This is a genomic window from Psychroflexus montanilacus, from assembly GCF_020164535.1.
Lineage (GTDB): Bacteria > Bacteroidota > Bacteroidia > Flavobacteriales > Flavobacteriaceae > Psychroflexus > Psychroflexus montanilacus.
In genome coordinates this window covers 1,284,902-1,300,948 of the sequence record NZ_JAIQZC010000001.1, presented here as the reverse complement: position 1 = coordinate 1,300,948, position 16,047 = coordinate 1,284,902, and the positions used below count along the sequence as shown (strand labels likewise).

Genomic DNA, 16,047 nt, shown 5'->3' with positions numbered 1-16,047 from the left:
TATGCAAGAACAAGAGCTCCTTAATTTGATTATGCTTCAAAACCTTTCCGGGATAGGGCAGATAAATGCAAAGAAACTGCTGGAGCATTTTGGAAGTGCCACCCAGCTTTTTGAAGCAAATATCAAGAAACTTTCAGAAATTGATGGAATTGGGAAAAAGCGTTTACAAAGCATTAAAGATTCTGTTAGCCTGAAGGAGGCTGAGCAGGAGCTTGAATTTATCAAGAAAAACAATATAAACGTCCATTACTATAAGGATGATGATTATCCTTCCCGACTAAAGCAATGTATAGACAGCCCAATTTTACTTTTTTCCAGAGGAAATATCAATCTTAAAAATAAGTTGATAATTAGTATTGTGGGGACGCGTCAGATTACAACGCATGGAATTGCTTTCTGTGAACAGTTTGTAAGTGATCTGGCTCCGCTCAATCCTGTTATTGTTTCTGGCCTGGCCTACGGTGTTGATATTGTGGCTCATAAAGCTGCTTTGGACCATAATCTTCAAACTGTAGCTTGCCTTGCTCATGGCCTCGATCAGATTTATCCAAAGGTGCATCAAAAGTATGCCGCAGCTATCGAAAATAATGGCGGCTTTTTTACAGATTTTTGTAGTCAGGATACCTTCGATAGAAAAAACTTTTTAAGTAGAAATAGAATTGTTGCAGGGCTTAGCGAAGCCACCATCGTTATAGAGAGTGCGGAAAAAGGAGGTTCTCTGGTAACAGCAGATATCGCAAATTCTTATAATAGGGAGGTGTTTGCTATTCCAGGCAGACCTCAGGATAAATTCAGTAAAGGCTGTAATATGCTCATCAAGCAACAGAAAGCGCAGATGATAACCAGCGCAGCCGATCTTATTTATTATCTGAATTGGGACATAGAGACCAAAAAAGAAAATAAACAAACTCAACTTTTTATTGATTTACAGGGTGAAGAAAAGCTTGTTTTTGAAAAGCTTAAAGAAATTGGCAAAGCAGAAATTGATGCCTTATCTTTGGCTTGCCGTATGCCAACCCATAAGTTGGCTTCAATTCTCATAAATTTAGAATTATCTGGTTGTGTACGACCACTGCCAGGAAAGCAATTTGAAATAATTTAAAAATAAAACGCATGAACACATTAACAAAAATTTTAGGCATAGCAATACTAGCAGTAATTTTTTCCTGTCAGCAGAAGCAATCTGAAGAATCTAAAGCATTTGACAGTCAGATGAAAGAAACGATTCAAATTCATGATGATGTGATGCCAAAGATGAGTGAAATCAATAGCTTAATCACAAAACTAAAAGCGCAAAAAGAAGAGATTGAAGCAGCGGATGAGGTAGACTCAGATGAAGTGGAGATGCATGAAAATGCAATCAAAAGTTTGGAAGAAGCTCATGATCTTATGATGTCCTGGATGAAGAATTTCAGCAATTCTTTTTCAAGAACAGAAATCAACACTGGTCTTACAACAACAGATAAAGATAGTATAAAAGCAAAGCAGAGTCAGCTGGATAACCAATACCAGTCTGCAAGAGAAATGCAAAAAGCCATTACTGATGCTTTAGAAAATGCTCAAAAGATTTTGTCTGAATAATTCTTAGACATTCAATTGATAAAAACCAGTTTTTACTGGTTTTTTTTATGAATAAAAAACTTCTAATAGCTTATAAAATAGGAAAATCCTATACCAATCATTCCAAATAATTATGTTAAGTGATATGGTAAATAGAGCCTTAAATCCTATATTTGTAATCAATTTAAATAAACTTATTAAATATGATTAAAGTAAGTGAAACGGCTAAGCAAAAGATCATGAATTTGATGGCTGAAGACGGCTTCAACGTGCAAGATCATTTTGTGAGAGTTGGCGTGAAAAGCGGTGGCTGTTCTGGCTTATCTTATGAGTTAAACTTCGACCAAACTCAACTGGAACAGGATAAAGTTTTTGAAGATAACGATGTGAGAATTGTTATCAATAAAAGTAGCTTTCTATATTTAGTAGGAACGACTCTGGAATATTCTGGAGGATTGAACGGGAAAGGATTTGTGTTTAATAATCCTAATGCACAGAGAACATGTGGTTGTGGTGAAAGTTTTTCACTATAAACCAACTACCTTGTAGATATTTACTTAAGGTAGGGAAGTGAAATATTTTACATTTCGATCTTAAGGTCGAAATTTAAACCCTCAGTGAGGGATTAAAAACTAAAGATTATGGCTTATACAGAACAAGAACTCGAGAAAGAACTTCAAAATAAAGAGTACGAATATGGTTTTTATACAGAAATGGAGGCAGATACGTTTCCTCCAGGTCTTAATGAAGATGTGGTTATTGGTATTTCTAAAAAGAAAGGTGAGCCTGACTGGATGACACAGTGGAGACTGGACTCTTACAGGCATTGGTTAACGATGACAGAGCCAAACTGGGCTAATATTGGTTATGAAAGACCAAATTATCAGGCAATTTCTTATTATTCAGCACCAAGTAAAAAACCAAAATATGATAGTTTGGATGAGGTTGATCCAGAAATGCTAGAGACCTTCAAAAAGCTGGGGATTTCTATTGATGAGCAAAAGAAATTAGCTGGAGTAGCTATGGATGTGGTTATGGATTCAGTTTCTGTAACAACAACGTTTAAAAAGACTTTGGCTGAAAAGGGTATTATTTTTTGTTCAATTTCCGAAGCCATTAAAGAGCATCCGGAATTAGTCAAAAAATATATAGGAAGTGTAGTTCCTTCGAAAGACAATTACTTTGCAGCATTAAATTCAGCAGTGTTTAGTGATGGGTCATTCTGCTATATTCCTAAAGGGGTAAGATGCCCAATGGAATTGTCAACTTATTTCAGAATCAATCAGGCAGGAACAGGTCAATTTGAAAGAACACTTGTTATAGCCGAAGATTCTAGTTATGTAAGTTATCTGGAAGGTTGTACGGCGCCATCTCGTGATGAAAATCAGTTACATGCAGCAGTTGTAGAACTTGTAGCGATGGATAACGCTGAAATAAAATACTCAACTGTTCAAAACTGGTATCCTGGAAATAAAGAAGGAAAAGGTGGAGTTTATAATTTTGTTACCAAACGTGGACTTTGTGAGAAAAATGCCAAAATAAGCTGGACTCAGGTAGAAACTGGTTCTGCAGTGACTTGGAAATACCCAAGTTGCATCCTGAAAGGTGATAATTCTACAGGAGAGTTTTATTCTATTGCGGTAACTAACAATTTCCAGCAGGCAGATACAGGTACAAAAATGATTCACCTAGGTAAAAACACTAAAAGTACAATCATTTCTAAAGGTATTTCTGCAGGAAAATCTCAGAACAGTTACAGGGGTCTAGTACAAATCAATAAAGGTGCTGAAAACGCCAGAAATTTCTCTCAGTGTGATTCACTGCTGATGGGTAATAAATGTGGAGCGCATACTTTCCCATATATCGAAGCTAAAAACAAATCAGCTCAAATCGAGCATGAGGCGACAACAAGTAAGATTGGTGAAGATCAAATTTTCTATTGTAACCAGCGTGGAATTGATACTGAGAAAGCCATTGCATTGATTGTAAATGGATTCAGTAAAGAAGTTCTCAATAAATTGCCAATGGAATTTGCAGTAGAAGCTCAAAAATTACTTGAAATTTCTTTAGAAGGTTCAGTTGGATAATCTCTAAATTATGAAAAAGTATCTTTTAGTAATCGCCGTATTAACTTTGATGTTAGGATCTTGCAAGACAGATTCAAAAACATCAAATTCTGAGGAAAAGAATTTGCAAACGGAGTCAAATTCAAAATTTAAAACCATTTCAGGAGAATTTATTTACACAGATTCGGTTGCGGTTTTTAAAAAGAAAGATGGTATTTATGGCGTTGTTATGAATTCACAAGCCAAAGATTTAGTAGCTCAGGCTCGGGCTATGAATTCAGATCCATTTGCTTCTTTTGATGTGACTTTAAAAGTTGACATCAAAGATAATCCTGAAAAAGATGCCTGGCCTCAAGTTATTGATATTCAAAATATAGTTAAAGTTCAACCGTCGTCAAATGACGATAGTTTAAGATTAGATAAATAAGATCAAGATATGTTAAAGATAAAAAATTTACACGCCAGCGTTGAAGGTGAGATGATATTAAAAGGTATCAACCTTGAAATTAATCCAGGAGAAGTTCATGCTATTATGGGACCTAATGGGTCTGGTAAAAGTACATTGGCTTCCGTCATTGCCGGAAACGAAGATTTTGAAGTGACAGACGGTGATATTCTTTTTGAAAAGGCAAATATTTCTGAGTTGTCTCCAGAAGAAAGAGCTCATAAAGGAATTTTCCTCTCATTCCAATACCCTGTAGAAATACCAGGGGTCTCAGTGACCAATTTTATAAAAACATCAATCAACCAGGTAAGGAAATCAAGAGGTCAAAAGGATATGCCAGCCAATGAGATGCTGAAAAAAATCAGAGAGAAATCCGCTTTACTGGAGATGGATAGAAAATTCCTTTCCAGATCACTTAATGAAGGCTTTTCCGGTGGTGAGAAAAAGCGAAACGAAATTTTCCAAATGGCTATGCTAGAGCCAAAATTGGCAATTCTAGATGAAACCGACTCTGGATTGGATATTGACGCCTTAAGAATCGTATCTGACGGTGTTAATAGGTTGAGAACTAAAGAAAATGCAACCCTCGTCATTACACACTATCAGCGTTTATTAGACTATGTAGTGCCAGACGTTGTTCATGTATTGATGAATGGTAAAATTGTGAAAACTGGAGGTAAAGAGCTGGCTAAAGAGCTGGAAGAAAAAGGTTATGACTGGCTAAAAGAGGAACGTGCAGAAATGTCCTCATAATTACCTTCATAAAAACCCAAACGATTGAAAACTATGGAACTTAAAGATAAATTAATGTCCTCTTACCTTGCTTTTGAAGAGCAGGTCGACTTGGAGAACGATATCCATGACGTAAGGAATAAAGCTATAAAGTTCTTTGAACAAACAGGTTTTCCTACCAAAAAGCTGGAAGCCTGGAAGTACACGTCTCTCAACTCAATTTTGAAAGAAGACTACAGCATATTCCCTAAAAAAGAAGACGCTATAGATTATAAAGACATCAAAAAATACCTGATTCACGATATTGATACCTACACTATCGTATTTGTGGATGGTATTTATTCATCGCATTTATCGAGAACAACTCACGATAAGTTGGATGCTTGTCTCATGTCTTCTGCTTTAGACAAAGAAAAGTACAAGCCAGTTATTGATAAATACTTCAATAAAATAGTACCTGAAGAAAGCATGACTGCATTGAATACTGCTTTTGCTAAGGAAGGCGCTTACATCAGAATTCCAAAGAATGTAGTGGCAGAAAAGCCTATTCAGGTGATGAATTTTTTCACTAGTAATGAGGCGGCTTTAATGGTGCAGCCAAGGAATTTGATCATCGCAGAAGATGGTGCTCACGTTCAGATTATAGAAAGACATCAGAGTTTAACAGAACATCCCATACTCACCAATTCTGTAACTGAAGTGTATGTGGGTAAAAATGCTGAAGTGGATTATTATAAAATTCAGAATGATAAAACCACGTCTTCGTTAATTGATAATACATTTATCAAACAGGAAAGAGACAGCAAATGTTCTATGCATACTTTTTCATTAGGTGGTAAAATCACAAGGAATAACTTGAAATTTTTCCAGCAAGGAGAAAACTGTAATTCAGTCCTGAAAGGTGTAACAATTTTGGAAGGTAAGCAGCATGTAGACCACAATACATTGGTTCACCACACACAACCTAATTGCGAAAGCCATCAGGATTATAAAGGCATTTTTTCCGAAAAATCCGTAGGGGTGTTTAATGGAAATGTACTTGTAGATCGTGTTGCTCAGAAAACGAATGCATTCCAAAGCAATAATAACATTTTGATAGACGATACGGCAACCTGCAACTCCAAGCCACAGTTGGAGATCTTTGCAGACGATGTGAAATGTAGCCACGGCTGTACCATTGGTCAATTGGATAACGAAGCTCTGTATTACCTAAGAACGCGCGGTATTCCAAAGAAAGAAGCCAGAGCTTTAATGATGTTTGCGTTTGCCAACAATGTTTTAAGCAGTGTGAAAATACCAGAAATCAAAAAAAGAATTACTAAACAAATTGCATTGAAACTCGGAGTTGAACTTGGGTTCAATCTTTAAGATTTCAATTCAGTCAACTTGTTTAGAAGTAAATTAAACGAAACGAAACATGACGAATACTTCTGAACAAATTTTAGATATAGATACAATCCGCAAAGATTTTCCAATTCTTCACAGAGAGATAAATGGAAGGCCTTTGGTTTATTTTGATAATGCAGCAACTTCACAGACACCAAAGCAAGTGATTGACTGTATCGTAGATTACTACGAAACCAAAAATGCCAATATCCACAGAGGGGTTCACTCTCTGTCACAAATTGCTACGGACGCTTATGAATCTGCCAGAGAGACAGTGAGAAAGCATTTCAATGCGAAATTTGCTCACGAAATTATTTTAACGGCAGGAACAACTCATAGCATCAATCTCGTAGCCAATGGTTATGCTTCTATTTTGAAGCCTGAAGATGAAATTCTGGTTTCTGCGATGGAGCACCATTCCAATATTGTGCCCTGGCAAATGCTTTGCCAAAAGACAGGATCAAAACTGAAAGTGATTCCTATGTCTCATAAGGGTGAACTGGAAATGGATACCTATAAAGAATTGCTGAATGAAAACACTAAATTGGTTTTTGTCAATCACGTCTCTAATGCTTTAGGGACAATTAATCCAATTAAAGACATCATTGATTTAGCTCATGGTGTAGGGGCTAAAGTTTTGATAGATGGTGCTCAGTCTGCACCGCATATCAAAGCGGATGTCCAAGCTTTGGATGTAGACTATTACACAGTGTCTGCACACAAAATATGTGGGCCTACAGGAGTGGGTATGCTTTATGGAAAAGAAGAATTATTGAACATGTTACCACCTTATCAAGGTGGGGGTGAGATGATTTCTGAAGTTACCTTCGAAAAAACAACCTATGCAGGTTTACCGCATAAGTTTGAGGCAGGAACTCCAAATATTTCTGGAGGAATTGCTTTTGGAGCAGCTTTGGATTATATGAACGACATCGGCTTTGAAGCGATTGCAGCCTACGAGATGGAATTACTTAAATATGCGACTTCAGAAATTGAAAAAATTGATGGAGTAGAAATTTATGGAACTTCTCCAGAGCGTAAAACTGCTGTGTTATCTTTCAATATTGAAGGACTGCATCCTTACGATATTGGTACACTTTTAGATAAAATGGGAATTGCAGTAAGAACTGGTCACCACTGTGCTCAGCCGATCATGGAATTTTATAAAATACCAGGGACTGTTCGTGCATCTTTTTCATTTTACAATACCAAAGAAGAAATCGACTCTTTTATAACTGCTTTGAAAAAAGCAAAATCCATGCTATTATGAAACGCACCTTAACTAAAAACCTTGCGAGTATTGCTTTATTATCTATTGTTGTAATACTTGGCTCCTGTAAAGCACAAAAAATGAAAACAGACCAATTAATGCCTCAAGATTACGTGGTAACTCAAATAGGAGATAGGGAGGTTTCGGAATCTAAACTGACTTTAAAGGTGAATCCAGAAAATTCTACAATCTCAGGATATTCTGGTTGTAATAACTATAGTTTCAATTATAAACTCAATGGAGAGGAATTGGATATGGGATTTGCATCTGCTACCAAGATGTATTGTGATGGAGAGATGGACATGGAAAACTTATTTTTTCAGAAAGCAGCATCTGTAACTCAGTTTGAGAATTCAAAAGAAGAAATTAATTTAAAAAATAAAGACGGAGAAGTCGTCATCAAAGCTAAAAAGCAAGAAAAAAGTGAGTAGTATTCAAGAAAGACAAGAAGAGATAATTGAAGAGTTTAGCATGTTCGAAGATTGGATGCAACGCTACGAATACATGATAGAACTCGGTAAATCTCTGCCACTTATCGACGAAAAACATAAAACTGAAGAAAATATAATTAAAGGATGCCAGAGCAGAGTTTGGGTGTATGCCGAAATGGACAATGATCAGGTTGATTTTACTGCAGATAGTGACGCCATCATCACCAAGGGCATTATTGCTATTTTGATAAGAGTATTTTCTGGACAGAAGCCTGAAGACATTATCAATGCCGATACTAGCTTTATAGACGAAATCGGCCTTAAAGAACACCTATCGCCTACCAGAGCCAACGGCTTGGTAAGTATGATCAAACAAATGAAAATGTATGCTATTGCTTACAATAGCCAACAAAATAATAAAGCTTAAGATTATGGCTGAAGAACGAAATACAGAACAACTGGGAGAAGATATTGTAAGAGTTTTAAAGACTATTTACGATCCCGAAATTCCTGTTGATATTTATGAATTAGGTTTGATTTACGATGTTTTCGTAAATGAAGATAACGACGTAAAAATCTTGATGACCTTAACTTCGCCCAACTGTCCGGTAGCAGAATCTTTACCACAAGAGGTGAAGGAAAAATCTGCTTCCTTGGACTGGGTAAATGAATGTGAGGTTGAATTGACATTTGACCCGGCCTGGTCACAGGAATTGATGAGTGAAGAAGCAAAGTTAGAATTGGGAATGTTATAAATTATGGCAGAAATCGTCAATAAAGTAGCTCAGAGTTCACTTAAAACTTTCAATTTGGAAGAATATTATCCAGATGGAAACCGTCAAATGATCGACATTAAAGATTGGTTATTTGAAGGAATAATCTTGAAAGAAAAGGATTTTAGAGAAACTTTAAAACATCACGACTGGTCCCAATATAAAGACACCTATGTAGCTTTGCATTGTTCTAGTGAAGCCATAGTGCCAGGGTGGGCTTACCTGCTTATTACTTCGTATCTGCAAGGGATCTCCAGAAAGGTAGTTTACGGAGATTATGAATTATTGAATTCTATTCTTTTTGAAGAAGTCTTAAGCGACCTCGATGTTTCAGAATACCAAGACAAACCTGTTATCATCAAAGGATGTTCTCATAAGCCTGTGCCAGAAAATGCTTATTTGATGGCTCTACAAAAATTACAGCCGGTCGCAAAATCCATTATGTACGGAGAAGCCTGTTCCGCAGTGCCACTTTACAAAAGGCCTAAAAAATAAGTTTTGCTTCATTATCACAAACTGATTTATTTATAACCTTATATGATATAATTATTTACATTTGTAGCCGTAAAAAGCTAAAAAATGAAATTAACAAGTCTATTAAGTGCGCTACTCATCTGTTTTGCAATTTTTATTACATCAGCCCAATCCGATCCCAACGCCACTACACCAAAAGACTCTATCTGGAATTTTGAAGGAAACTTCCAGTTTTTAATCAATCAGGCTGCCTTCAACAACGACTGGCAGGGTGGGGGAACCAGCAACTATTCTGCAAACGTGGTTATTAACTACGATATCAATTACAACAAAGGCAAATATGCCTGGGATACCAAGTTCTTAGGAGACTACGGTATCAATAAGACTAAGGACCAGGAATTTTATAGAAAAACCAATGACCGATTAGAAATTAATTCTACCGTTGGTCGCCAAATTGGAGAATCCAAGTGGTTTACGTCCGCCTTTGTAAATTTCAGGACACAATTTGATAGTGGATATACCTTTGGAGAAGATGTTGATGGCAATGAAACCAGAGAATTGAGGACACAATTTATGTCTCCGGCCTTTACTCAATTGGGTTTGGGTGCCTTGTGGAAAGAAAGCGATGACATCCGTGTTAACCTTTCGCCAGTGACTGGACGTATCATTACTGCCAATAGCAGATTTACAACTACACCAGGTTATGTAGATGGAGATTTCTTCGGCTTGGACGAAGGCAGTACCGTTCGTACAGAATTTGGTGCTTCCGTGAATGCTTTTGTAAAGTTCAAACTCATGGAAAACATCACAGTAGGTAATGTGTTAGGGTTGTATTCCAACTATCTGGAAGATCCTCAAAATGTGGATATCGACTATACACTCAATCTGGTGATGAACGTCAACAAATACATTTCGGCCAATTTTACTTTCCAGGCCATTTATGATGATAATGCCGTAAGAGGATTTCAGGTAAGAGAAGTACTGGGTGTAGGATTTAATTACGACTTTTAAATTTGTTGGGCGCTTAGTCCTGCTATCCATTACAACGCCACTAGCTGTTTTTTACAGTTGTAAGCTGTTGTAAGGCTTTTCCGTTGGTCAAGCTCACAACAGCACAACTTTATAAAAAAAAACAGCTAGAGGGGTTTCCATTTCTATCAGGAGCGCGAGGCTAGCCGTAGTTTTTCAGGCATTACCGTGGATCAATTTCCTCTCTGGAAGCTAATTCAGATTTGATTCGCTTTATATTGATGATTTGTAAGGGAAGCACAGCCAAACAGGAAATGGCTACTACTGTTAAAGCGATAAAGGTAGAGTTATCTTCTTTCGTGAGCAGACCATAAATGCAAATTCCAAGTAAGAACATGGAAGTCGTGAAAAGCATCAGTCCCATTACTTTATATAGAATGAGGTAGTCTTTTAATTGTTTAGTGGTTTTGGTTGTAAAGGAGTTGTTTTTCATGGTATTGGTTTAATATTTAAAATTATATAAGCATTTGCAAAGCTTATCGGTGTTGCTCAGAGTTTTTGTTCCCTAACTTTAATAGTTCAAGAAAAAGATTTCCATCCAATCCTAATAATTTTACAAATGCAGGCTAGGTTTTTATTCCTTTCAATTTTATGATTTTAATCTTTGATTAAACTCAAACCCTTATTTATATTTCAATCTCCGCTAAAAATATAAGCTCATTAGTTTCTGCATTTTCAGATTCTACATTTTGAGTGTCATAAGTCAGTTCAACAGGAACGAAATAGGATATTCCACAAGGAAGCTCTTCTAATCTAGCGTCAAATTCCAGAAGGATTGATGTTGAGCCGTTCAAAGTGATTGTATACTCAAATTTTGATTCTCTGGGGATGAATAGTGAAAGAGTATTATCGTATTTTGTTACATCAGCGTCAGTTTCGCCAAATTCATTGGGTGGAATATATATAAAGTTTGGATTCGGAAAGTCTCCTTCTACAGTTATATTTTCGGGGTCGATTGTTCCATTTTCGATGAGGTTGGCTCCAGTTTCATCGACTAATCGAATGTATAACTCCGGAAACAAAGGGTCAAAAAGTAAACAGTCAATTCCGTTGTCATCGTCATTAGAACAACTTGTCAATAAAGTTGAAATTAACAAAAGGGTGAGTAGTTTTTTCATGGTTGGCTAGTCTTATGAGTTGGTATAAAGTATTAATCTGTTGTTTTTAAGATAATTTCAATCGCTTTATCCAAGAGCTCATCTTTTCCTTGTCTGATGCCTTCAACTGTGGGTTTAACTTCGATGTCTGGTACAATTCCAACCCGCTGAGTTTCATTGCCATCTGGATAAAACACTCCAATCCCTGATATATATGTTTTTAATCCTCCAGGAAGCTTAATTTCAGAAATATCACCATCTGCTCCTGCAGTTGTGCTTCCAAGGATTGTGGTATTGTCTCCAGCTCTTAACGCCATCGCAGTGTATTCAGCTTGACTTTGTGAGAATTCGTTCACTAAAACAATCAACTTTCCTTTGTAGGTATCGCCTTGACTAGGGACTTCAAGTTTACTTTTGAATCTAAATTCACCTGGGTTATCAATATTACTTTCAGTGAATTTGACAAAAGGGGTCGATGAAGAAACAAAATAAGAGCCTAAGCTATAAGCAACAAATGTTGAAGGATAATTACGGATGTCTACAATGATTCCTTCAGTGTCTCTAAACTCTGCTTTTATTTTAGAAATATCCTCGTTTTTAATGTTCTGAAGTGTCAAATAACCTAAGTTATTAGCTAACATTTTGAAAGACTTGCCTTCATTTTTTTTATACCAGCGAAAAATGTCAAGACTATCTTTTGGATAAAGCCGAAGTGATTTTTTTTGAACGTTTGCGTTTCCTGATTCATATTCAATTTCAACTTGATCAGAATTTGACCGTAAGAGATCTATTGACATATCTCTTAATCTTGCTGCTTCATTTGAGGCCGGATAATACTTTGACTTTTCCTCTATCAGCTCATCTATTGCCTTTCCATTAATCTTGGTAATGATGTCACCAATTTCCAAACCAACTTCTTTTTTTAATTCTTCATTATAGTAATCGGTTACCACCAATTGGTCTTCAATAAAACGCAAGTGGACAGGTGGATAGTTTGTTCCTTTCCATTCATCAATTTTATCACCTCCACCCCAAAGATTAGCGTGAGTGTCTTTGATATCACCGATGAGCTGTAGAGCAGCAAGTTCGTAGTCTAACTCGTCTTCAGCATTAATAAATAGTGGAATGTATTCACTTAATTTGTGGTTCCAGTCTTCATCCATTAAGTGTTTATAAGGAAAAAAATAGTTGATCATATTCCAATACCTATATAGTGATAGTAGTCTAAACCCCTCATCGGGGAATGGCATATTAGCATAGGCGTTTTCGTTTTTAAATTCGGGATTTCCGACATTTGATAACTTACCAATATAGAAGTGTTTGCCCTGTGAACGATTCTTGTAAACAAAAAGCAATTTGTTTTTCAATTCTTCATTTTGGTTATCAATCCAGTCTAAATCAGGTTTTAAAAAAGCGTCTTTATCGGTTGATTCACATGTTGAACATTCTTCTATGTCACCTAAGGAATCTATCCAATCAACCAGTAAGTTATCTCTTTCTGTTAGATTTTTAGTCTCAATATATTTTGGTAAAAATCTAAACAATTCATAATCCCAATTATAATCTCCTTTGGCGATTTCAGGATGATGATACTTGAGAAAGCCCCACACTCTTCCTAATAATTCGAGGTTATCAATGCCTTTATCGGTGAGTTCCGGAAACTCAATTAGCGATCCTTCATCAAACTCTTGGTCTAGTTCTGCTTTTGAAATTTCCTTTTCAACCTCTTTTAAAGTTTGAATATTTTCACCATCAATTTTTACCACAAAATCATCAAACCAAGCTTCTCCTTTACCAGTAAGAATTCCAGCTACAAAAATGGTTTCTGTTTCTTCCGGATAATCAAGTGTGATGCTATAGTTCTGCCAGTCGTTTGTCCCAGAAATGTTTTGGTCTTGCATATTATCAAATGCCAACGTACTTCCGTTACCATCAATTCGCAATAGCAATCCTGCAAATCCGTTTTCTACATTTGCAGTTTTCATGTACCCATCAAGTTGAATGCTTTTTCCAGAATATTGTGCTGGAATTCTATAAGCAATACTTCCAAAAGTACTTCCCTTATCATCTGAAGTTATTTTTCCTGATTTTTCACCTGAGTGTGTAACTGAATCTATTTCTAACTCGTAATTCCCCCATTTGGACCAGCCATCAGAAAGTGCTGTCGAGTCACTCTGGGTCTCAAAACCAAGATTAAATTTTTCAGTCTTTTCATTTTGACACGCAATGGTCAGGACGCTTAGTAGTGCTAGGAGTAGTTTTTTCATCGAAAGGTCTTTTAAAGTTTTTTCTAAAGATTGGTTTTTATTTTCAAAACTAAATAACTTTCATGTATAAACGCAATTTTCCTTTCAACTATTTATAAAGTTGAGGATTCAAAAATTTTGATGTGGGGTTCACTTTCTTACCAGCATTAAGCTTTTCGTGTCAGTGTAACAAGAGCTACATTTTCAAGCCCACAAGCATTCATTTTTTCAAGCCTACCAACAGAGCTATAAATTCTTCCTGGCGATCGATGAAAACGCTGTGTGAGCAATTATCGAGGTACTTGACTCTACTAGATCCCAAAATCTGACGAATGTCCTCAACTTGCGCTTCGGAATATAAGCCATCGTCTTTTCCGTAAATACCATACATCTCAACGCTCTTGTCTTTCAATGTTTTCAAATTGTCTTTCAAGTTAATGCTGGTGTAGGACTCGTTTTTCCAGAAGTTCATAGGAGCGGAATAACCGTATTGGGAAGCGTATTTTACAGCCAAAGTATCTGCCCTCAGTCTTTGGTAAAGTTTCTCTGCTCTTTCATTTCGCTGACTTGGCGTATAAAACCCATTTGCCATGGCGTGCATAAAACTATAAGCTGCATACGGGTAAGACAGGGTATCCATTTGCTCCAATTGAGCGATATAGCTCAGGTTTGCTGTATCGTCGTTTTCCTGGTAAATCGCTTTTGATGATTTAATGATGGTCTTCAAGGTGCTCTGCATGGAAATAGGAACACTAGCCAAAATCAGGTGACTGACTTTTTCAGGATATTTTTCGGTAAAATAAGTTGCGACAAGCCCACCAAAGCTATGTCCTACAAGCCTTGCCTTGTCCAGGTTATAAGTTGAATATATTGCATTCAAATCTTCAAAGGTTTGAGCAAAGGTAAAGTCAGCTTCCAGATGTTCGTTTCTTCCCTCACCGCGCCTGTCATAGGAAATCACAAAAAATCCCTCTTTGGCCAGGTCTTCTGCTGTGGCTATTTCAAAAGGAACGGCATTGTATCCAGGACCGCCATGTAAGAAAATAACCGCAGGATTTTCTTTATCCCCAAAGCTTTGGACGTTTAACTCCTGAGCTGTCATGAAGTTGGCGAATAGGAACACACTTAGGGCAAAAAGGGTGGAAGTGAGGCTTTTCATTGGGTTTTTTGGTTACTAGGTTAGCATTATAAGGATGAGTAAGAAAGTCAGGACTCCAACTCCAACGGTAAACCGACCTAGTTTTTTTGATTTGGTCCAACCTGATAAGGAAATCATTGTAATTAAAGACATGATACCAAAAACCAGTGCAACTCCACCTATAATAGATGGGAATTTTAAATCACCATTCGTTACTTTTAAGGGAAACCCGTTGGTTGTCATCATTAAGATTTTTGTCATTGCAAAGAGGGATACCAAAAAGAAACCCGCTGCTAAAACTGCAGTTTTCATTATAGTTCTCTTCAACCGATTATTGTTAGAATCTGCTACTAAAAAGTTGGCAACCACAGCGATGGAAAACCCACTCAGTAAAGAACTTATCAGTATGACTTGATCTGCGAGTTTATTCCAATACTCAAATGACATTTCTTCCATACCGATTGGTTTTAAACATTAGTTTTTTGCTTTATAGAGTTTTGAGGGAATAAATATAGTCTCTTGAAACCAAATAACTTTCATGCATATAAATCAATTTTCCTCGCAATTGTTTCATGATCGATAAGCTTATGTGTTCTACGAAAGTCTCTTGTTTTATTTTAATCAGAGCTAAATTTTCACAACTAGTTATAAATCATAAAGCCCTGAAAAGGACTTAAAATAACTTATTTTTTAGAGTTTTAATGGCTTGTGCAACGGTTACCGATGTTGTCTACCGTTTTTCTATTCAATTGTTAATTTTTTACTTACTAATATAGAATAAGCTTTATCAAAATCAGAAGATACAGTATTCCAATCCGATTTTAACTTTTCTGGCCTTTTTATAAAATTCAAAAACTTTCTACCTTTATGAAGCATTGTAGTTTCAAGGTCAGTCAATTTTTTTAGTTCAGATATTCTATTGATTACGTTTTCTAAAGTAACCCGATTCTTTGTTAGTCTTTTATTATTCAATTGCATTCTTAAAGACAATTCATAAAGAGCCGCTTTTTCGAAATAGATGTCTGATAAATCGGAATCATTAATTTCTCCAAATTTAAAATAACATTTTTTATAAAATTCTCTTAAGGATTCTCCTGATTTAATAAGACCAACATAATCAATGTCATTTTCTTTGATATTAGTCTCTTTTTCAATTCGACCTTTATTGTAAACAACAATGAAGTCAATTTCTTTTCCGATTGACGTTATAAAATCATAATAATCTCCGTGTCGAATTGCAGAAAATTCAGATTTGAAGTCGGAAGTGTCAAGTTCATTTTTTAAAACTTTATACATATATCCAACTACAGATTGTATTATCAATTTCATTTTTTAAAGGTATATAAACTTTTTCTGCATATGATATGGCTTAAGGCGATGATTAAAAAAAAGCTTTTCAA

At 36.1% G+C, this 16,047-nt stretch carries 19 protein-coding genes; 13 read left to right on the top strand and 6 right to left on the bottom strand.

Going from position 1 to position 16,047, the window contains the following annotated elements:
- The first annotated feature begins 1 nt into the window (after position 1).
- The 13 genes from dprA to LB454_RS06145 all read left to right on the top strand — a co-directional run bounded on the left by dprA (position 2) and on the right by LB454_RS06145 (position 10,148).
- Complete coding sequence (dprA, locus tag LB454_RS06205) at positions 2-1,102, top strand: DNA-processing protein DprA (RefSeq protein WP_224463743.1); 1,101 nt, start codon at positions 2-4, stop codon at positions 1,100-1,102.
- Positions 1,103-1,113: 11 nt separating this feature from the next.
- Positions 1,114-1,581 (top strand): hypothetical protein, encoded by a 468-nt coding sequence (locus LB454_RS06200; RefSeq protein WP_224463742.1) that lies wholly within the window; start codon positions 1,114-1,116, stop codon positions 1,579-1,581.
- Positions 1,582-1,763: 182 nt separating this feature from the next.
- Positions 1,764-2,093: a HesB/IscA family protein gene (locus LB454_RS06195; protein ID WP_224463741.1), complete on the top strand. Its 330-nt coding sequence runs from the start codon at positions 1,764-1,766 to the stop codon at positions 2,091-2,093.
- 108 nt (positions 2,094-2,201) lie between these two features.
- Positions 2,202-3,647: a Fe-S cluster assembly protein SufB gene (gene sufB / locus LB454_RS06190; protein ID WP_224463740.1), complete on the top strand. Its 1,446-nt coding sequence runs from the start codon at positions 2,202-2,204 to the stop codon at positions 3,645-3,647.
- Positions 3,648-3,657: 10 nt separating this feature from the next.
- Positions 3,658-4,053: a hypothetical protein gene (locus tag LB454_RS06185; protein ID WP_224463739.1), complete on the top strand. Its 396-nt coding sequence runs from the start codon at positions 3,658-3,660 to the stop codon at positions 4,051-4,053.
- Between the two features lie 9 nt (positions 4,054-4,062).
- Positions 4,063-4,824 carry a Fe-S cluster assembly ATPase SufC gene (gene sufC / locus LB454_RS06180; protein WP_224463738.1) on the top strand — a complete coding sequence of 254 codons (762 nt, stop codon included), beginning with the start codon at positions 4,063-4,065 and terminating at the stop codon, positions 4,822-4,824.
- A 33-nt stretch (positions 4,825-4,857) separates the two neighbouring features.
- Positions 4,858-6,171, top strand: a complete 1,314-nt coding sequence (sufD, locus tag LB454_RS06175) for a Fe-S cluster assembly protein SufD (protein WP_224463737.1) — start codon at positions 4,858-4,860, stop codon at positions 6,169-6,171.
- Positions 6,172-6,220: 49 nt separating this feature from the next.
- Positions 6,221-7,459, top strand: a complete 1,239-nt coding sequence (locus LB454_RS06170) for an aminotransferase class V-fold PLP-dependent enzyme (RefSeq protein WP_224463736.1) — start codon at positions 6,221-6,223, stop codon at positions 7,457-7,459.
- Positions 7,456-7,890 carry an META domain-containing protein gene (locus tag LB454_RS06165; protein ID WP_224463735.1) on the top strand — a complete coding sequence of 145 codons (435 nt, stop codon included), beginning with the start codon at positions 7,456-7,458 and terminating at the stop codon, positions 7,888-7,890. The genes LB454_RS06170 and LB454_RS06165 overlap by 4 nt, the downstream gene beginning before the upstream one ends.
- The gene (locus LB454_RS06160; protein WP_224463734.1) at positions 7,883-8,317 is read left to right on the top strand and encodes a SufE family protein; all 435 of its coding nucleotides are present in this window, start codon (positions 7,883-7,885) and stop codon (positions 8,315-8,317) included. Before LB454_RS06165 ends, LB454_RS06160 begins: the two co-directional genes overlap by 8 nt.
- Positions 8,318-8,321: 4 nt before the next feature.
- Complete coding sequence (locus tag LB454_RS06155; RefSeq protein ID WP_224463733.1) at positions 8,322-8,645, top strand: DUF59 domain-containing protein; 324 nt, start codon at positions 8,322-8,324, stop codon at positions 8,643-8,645.
- Positions 8,646-8,648: 3 nt separating this feature from the next.
- Positions 8,649-9,158 carry a DUF2480 family protein gene (locus tag LB454_RS06150; RefSeq protein WP_224463732.1) on the top strand — a complete coding sequence of 170 codons (510 nt, stop codon included), beginning with the start codon at positions 8,649-8,651 and terminating at the stop codon, positions 9,156-9,158.
- 84 nt (positions 9,159-9,242) lie between these two features.
- Positions 9,243-10,148 (top strand): DUF3078 domain-containing protein, encoded by a 906-nt coding sequence (locus LB454_RS06145; protein WP_224463731.1) that lies wholly within the window; start codon positions 9,243-9,245, stop codon positions 10,146-10,148.
- A 181-nt stretch (positions 10,149-10,329) separates the two neighbouring features.
- On the opposite strand, the gene LB454_RS06140 is transcribed toward LB454_RS06145, so the two are convergent.
- The 6 genes from LB454_RS06140 to LB454_RS06115 form a co-directional block, all read right to left on the bottom strand.
- Entirely contained in the window at positions 10,330-10,599 is a 270-nt protein-coding gene (locus LB454_RS06140; protein ID WP_224463730.1) for a hypothetical protein, read from the bottom strand.
- Positions 10,600-10,792: 193 nt separating this feature from the next.
- Positions 10,793-11,284 carry a hypothetical protein gene (locus LB454_RS06135; RefSeq protein ID WP_224463729.1) on the bottom strand — a complete coding sequence of 164 codons (492 nt, stop codon included), beginning with the start codon at positions 11,282-11,284 and terminating at the stop codon, positions 10,793-10,795.
- 32 nt (positions 11,285-11,316) lie between these two features.
- The gene (locus tag LB454_RS06130) at positions 11,317-13,530 is read right to left on the bottom strand and encodes a S41 family peptidase (RefSeq protein ID WP_224463728.1); all 2,214 of its coding nucleotides are present in this window, start codon (positions 13,528-13,530) and stop codon (positions 11,317-11,319) included.
- A 199-nt stretch (positions 13,531-13,729) separates the two neighbouring features.
- Entirely contained in the window at positions 13,730-14,668 is a 939-nt protein-coding gene (locus LB454_RS06125; protein ID WP_224463727.1) for an alpha/beta fold hydrolase, read from the bottom strand.
- A 15-nt stretch (positions 14,669-14,683) separates the two neighbouring features.
- On the bottom strand, positions 14,684-15,103 hold the full coding sequence (locus LB454_RS06120) for a hypothetical protein (protein WP_224463726.1): 420 nt from the start codon (positions 15,101-15,103) through the stop codon (positions 14,684-14,686).
- Positions 15,104-15,388: 285 nt separating this feature from the next.
- Complete coding sequence (locus LB454_RS06115) at positions 15,389-15,976, bottom strand: hypothetical protein (RefSeq protein WP_224463725.1); 588 nt, start codon at positions 15,974-15,976, stop codon at positions 15,389-15,391.
- Positions 15,977-16,047 lie beyond the last annotated feature (71 nt).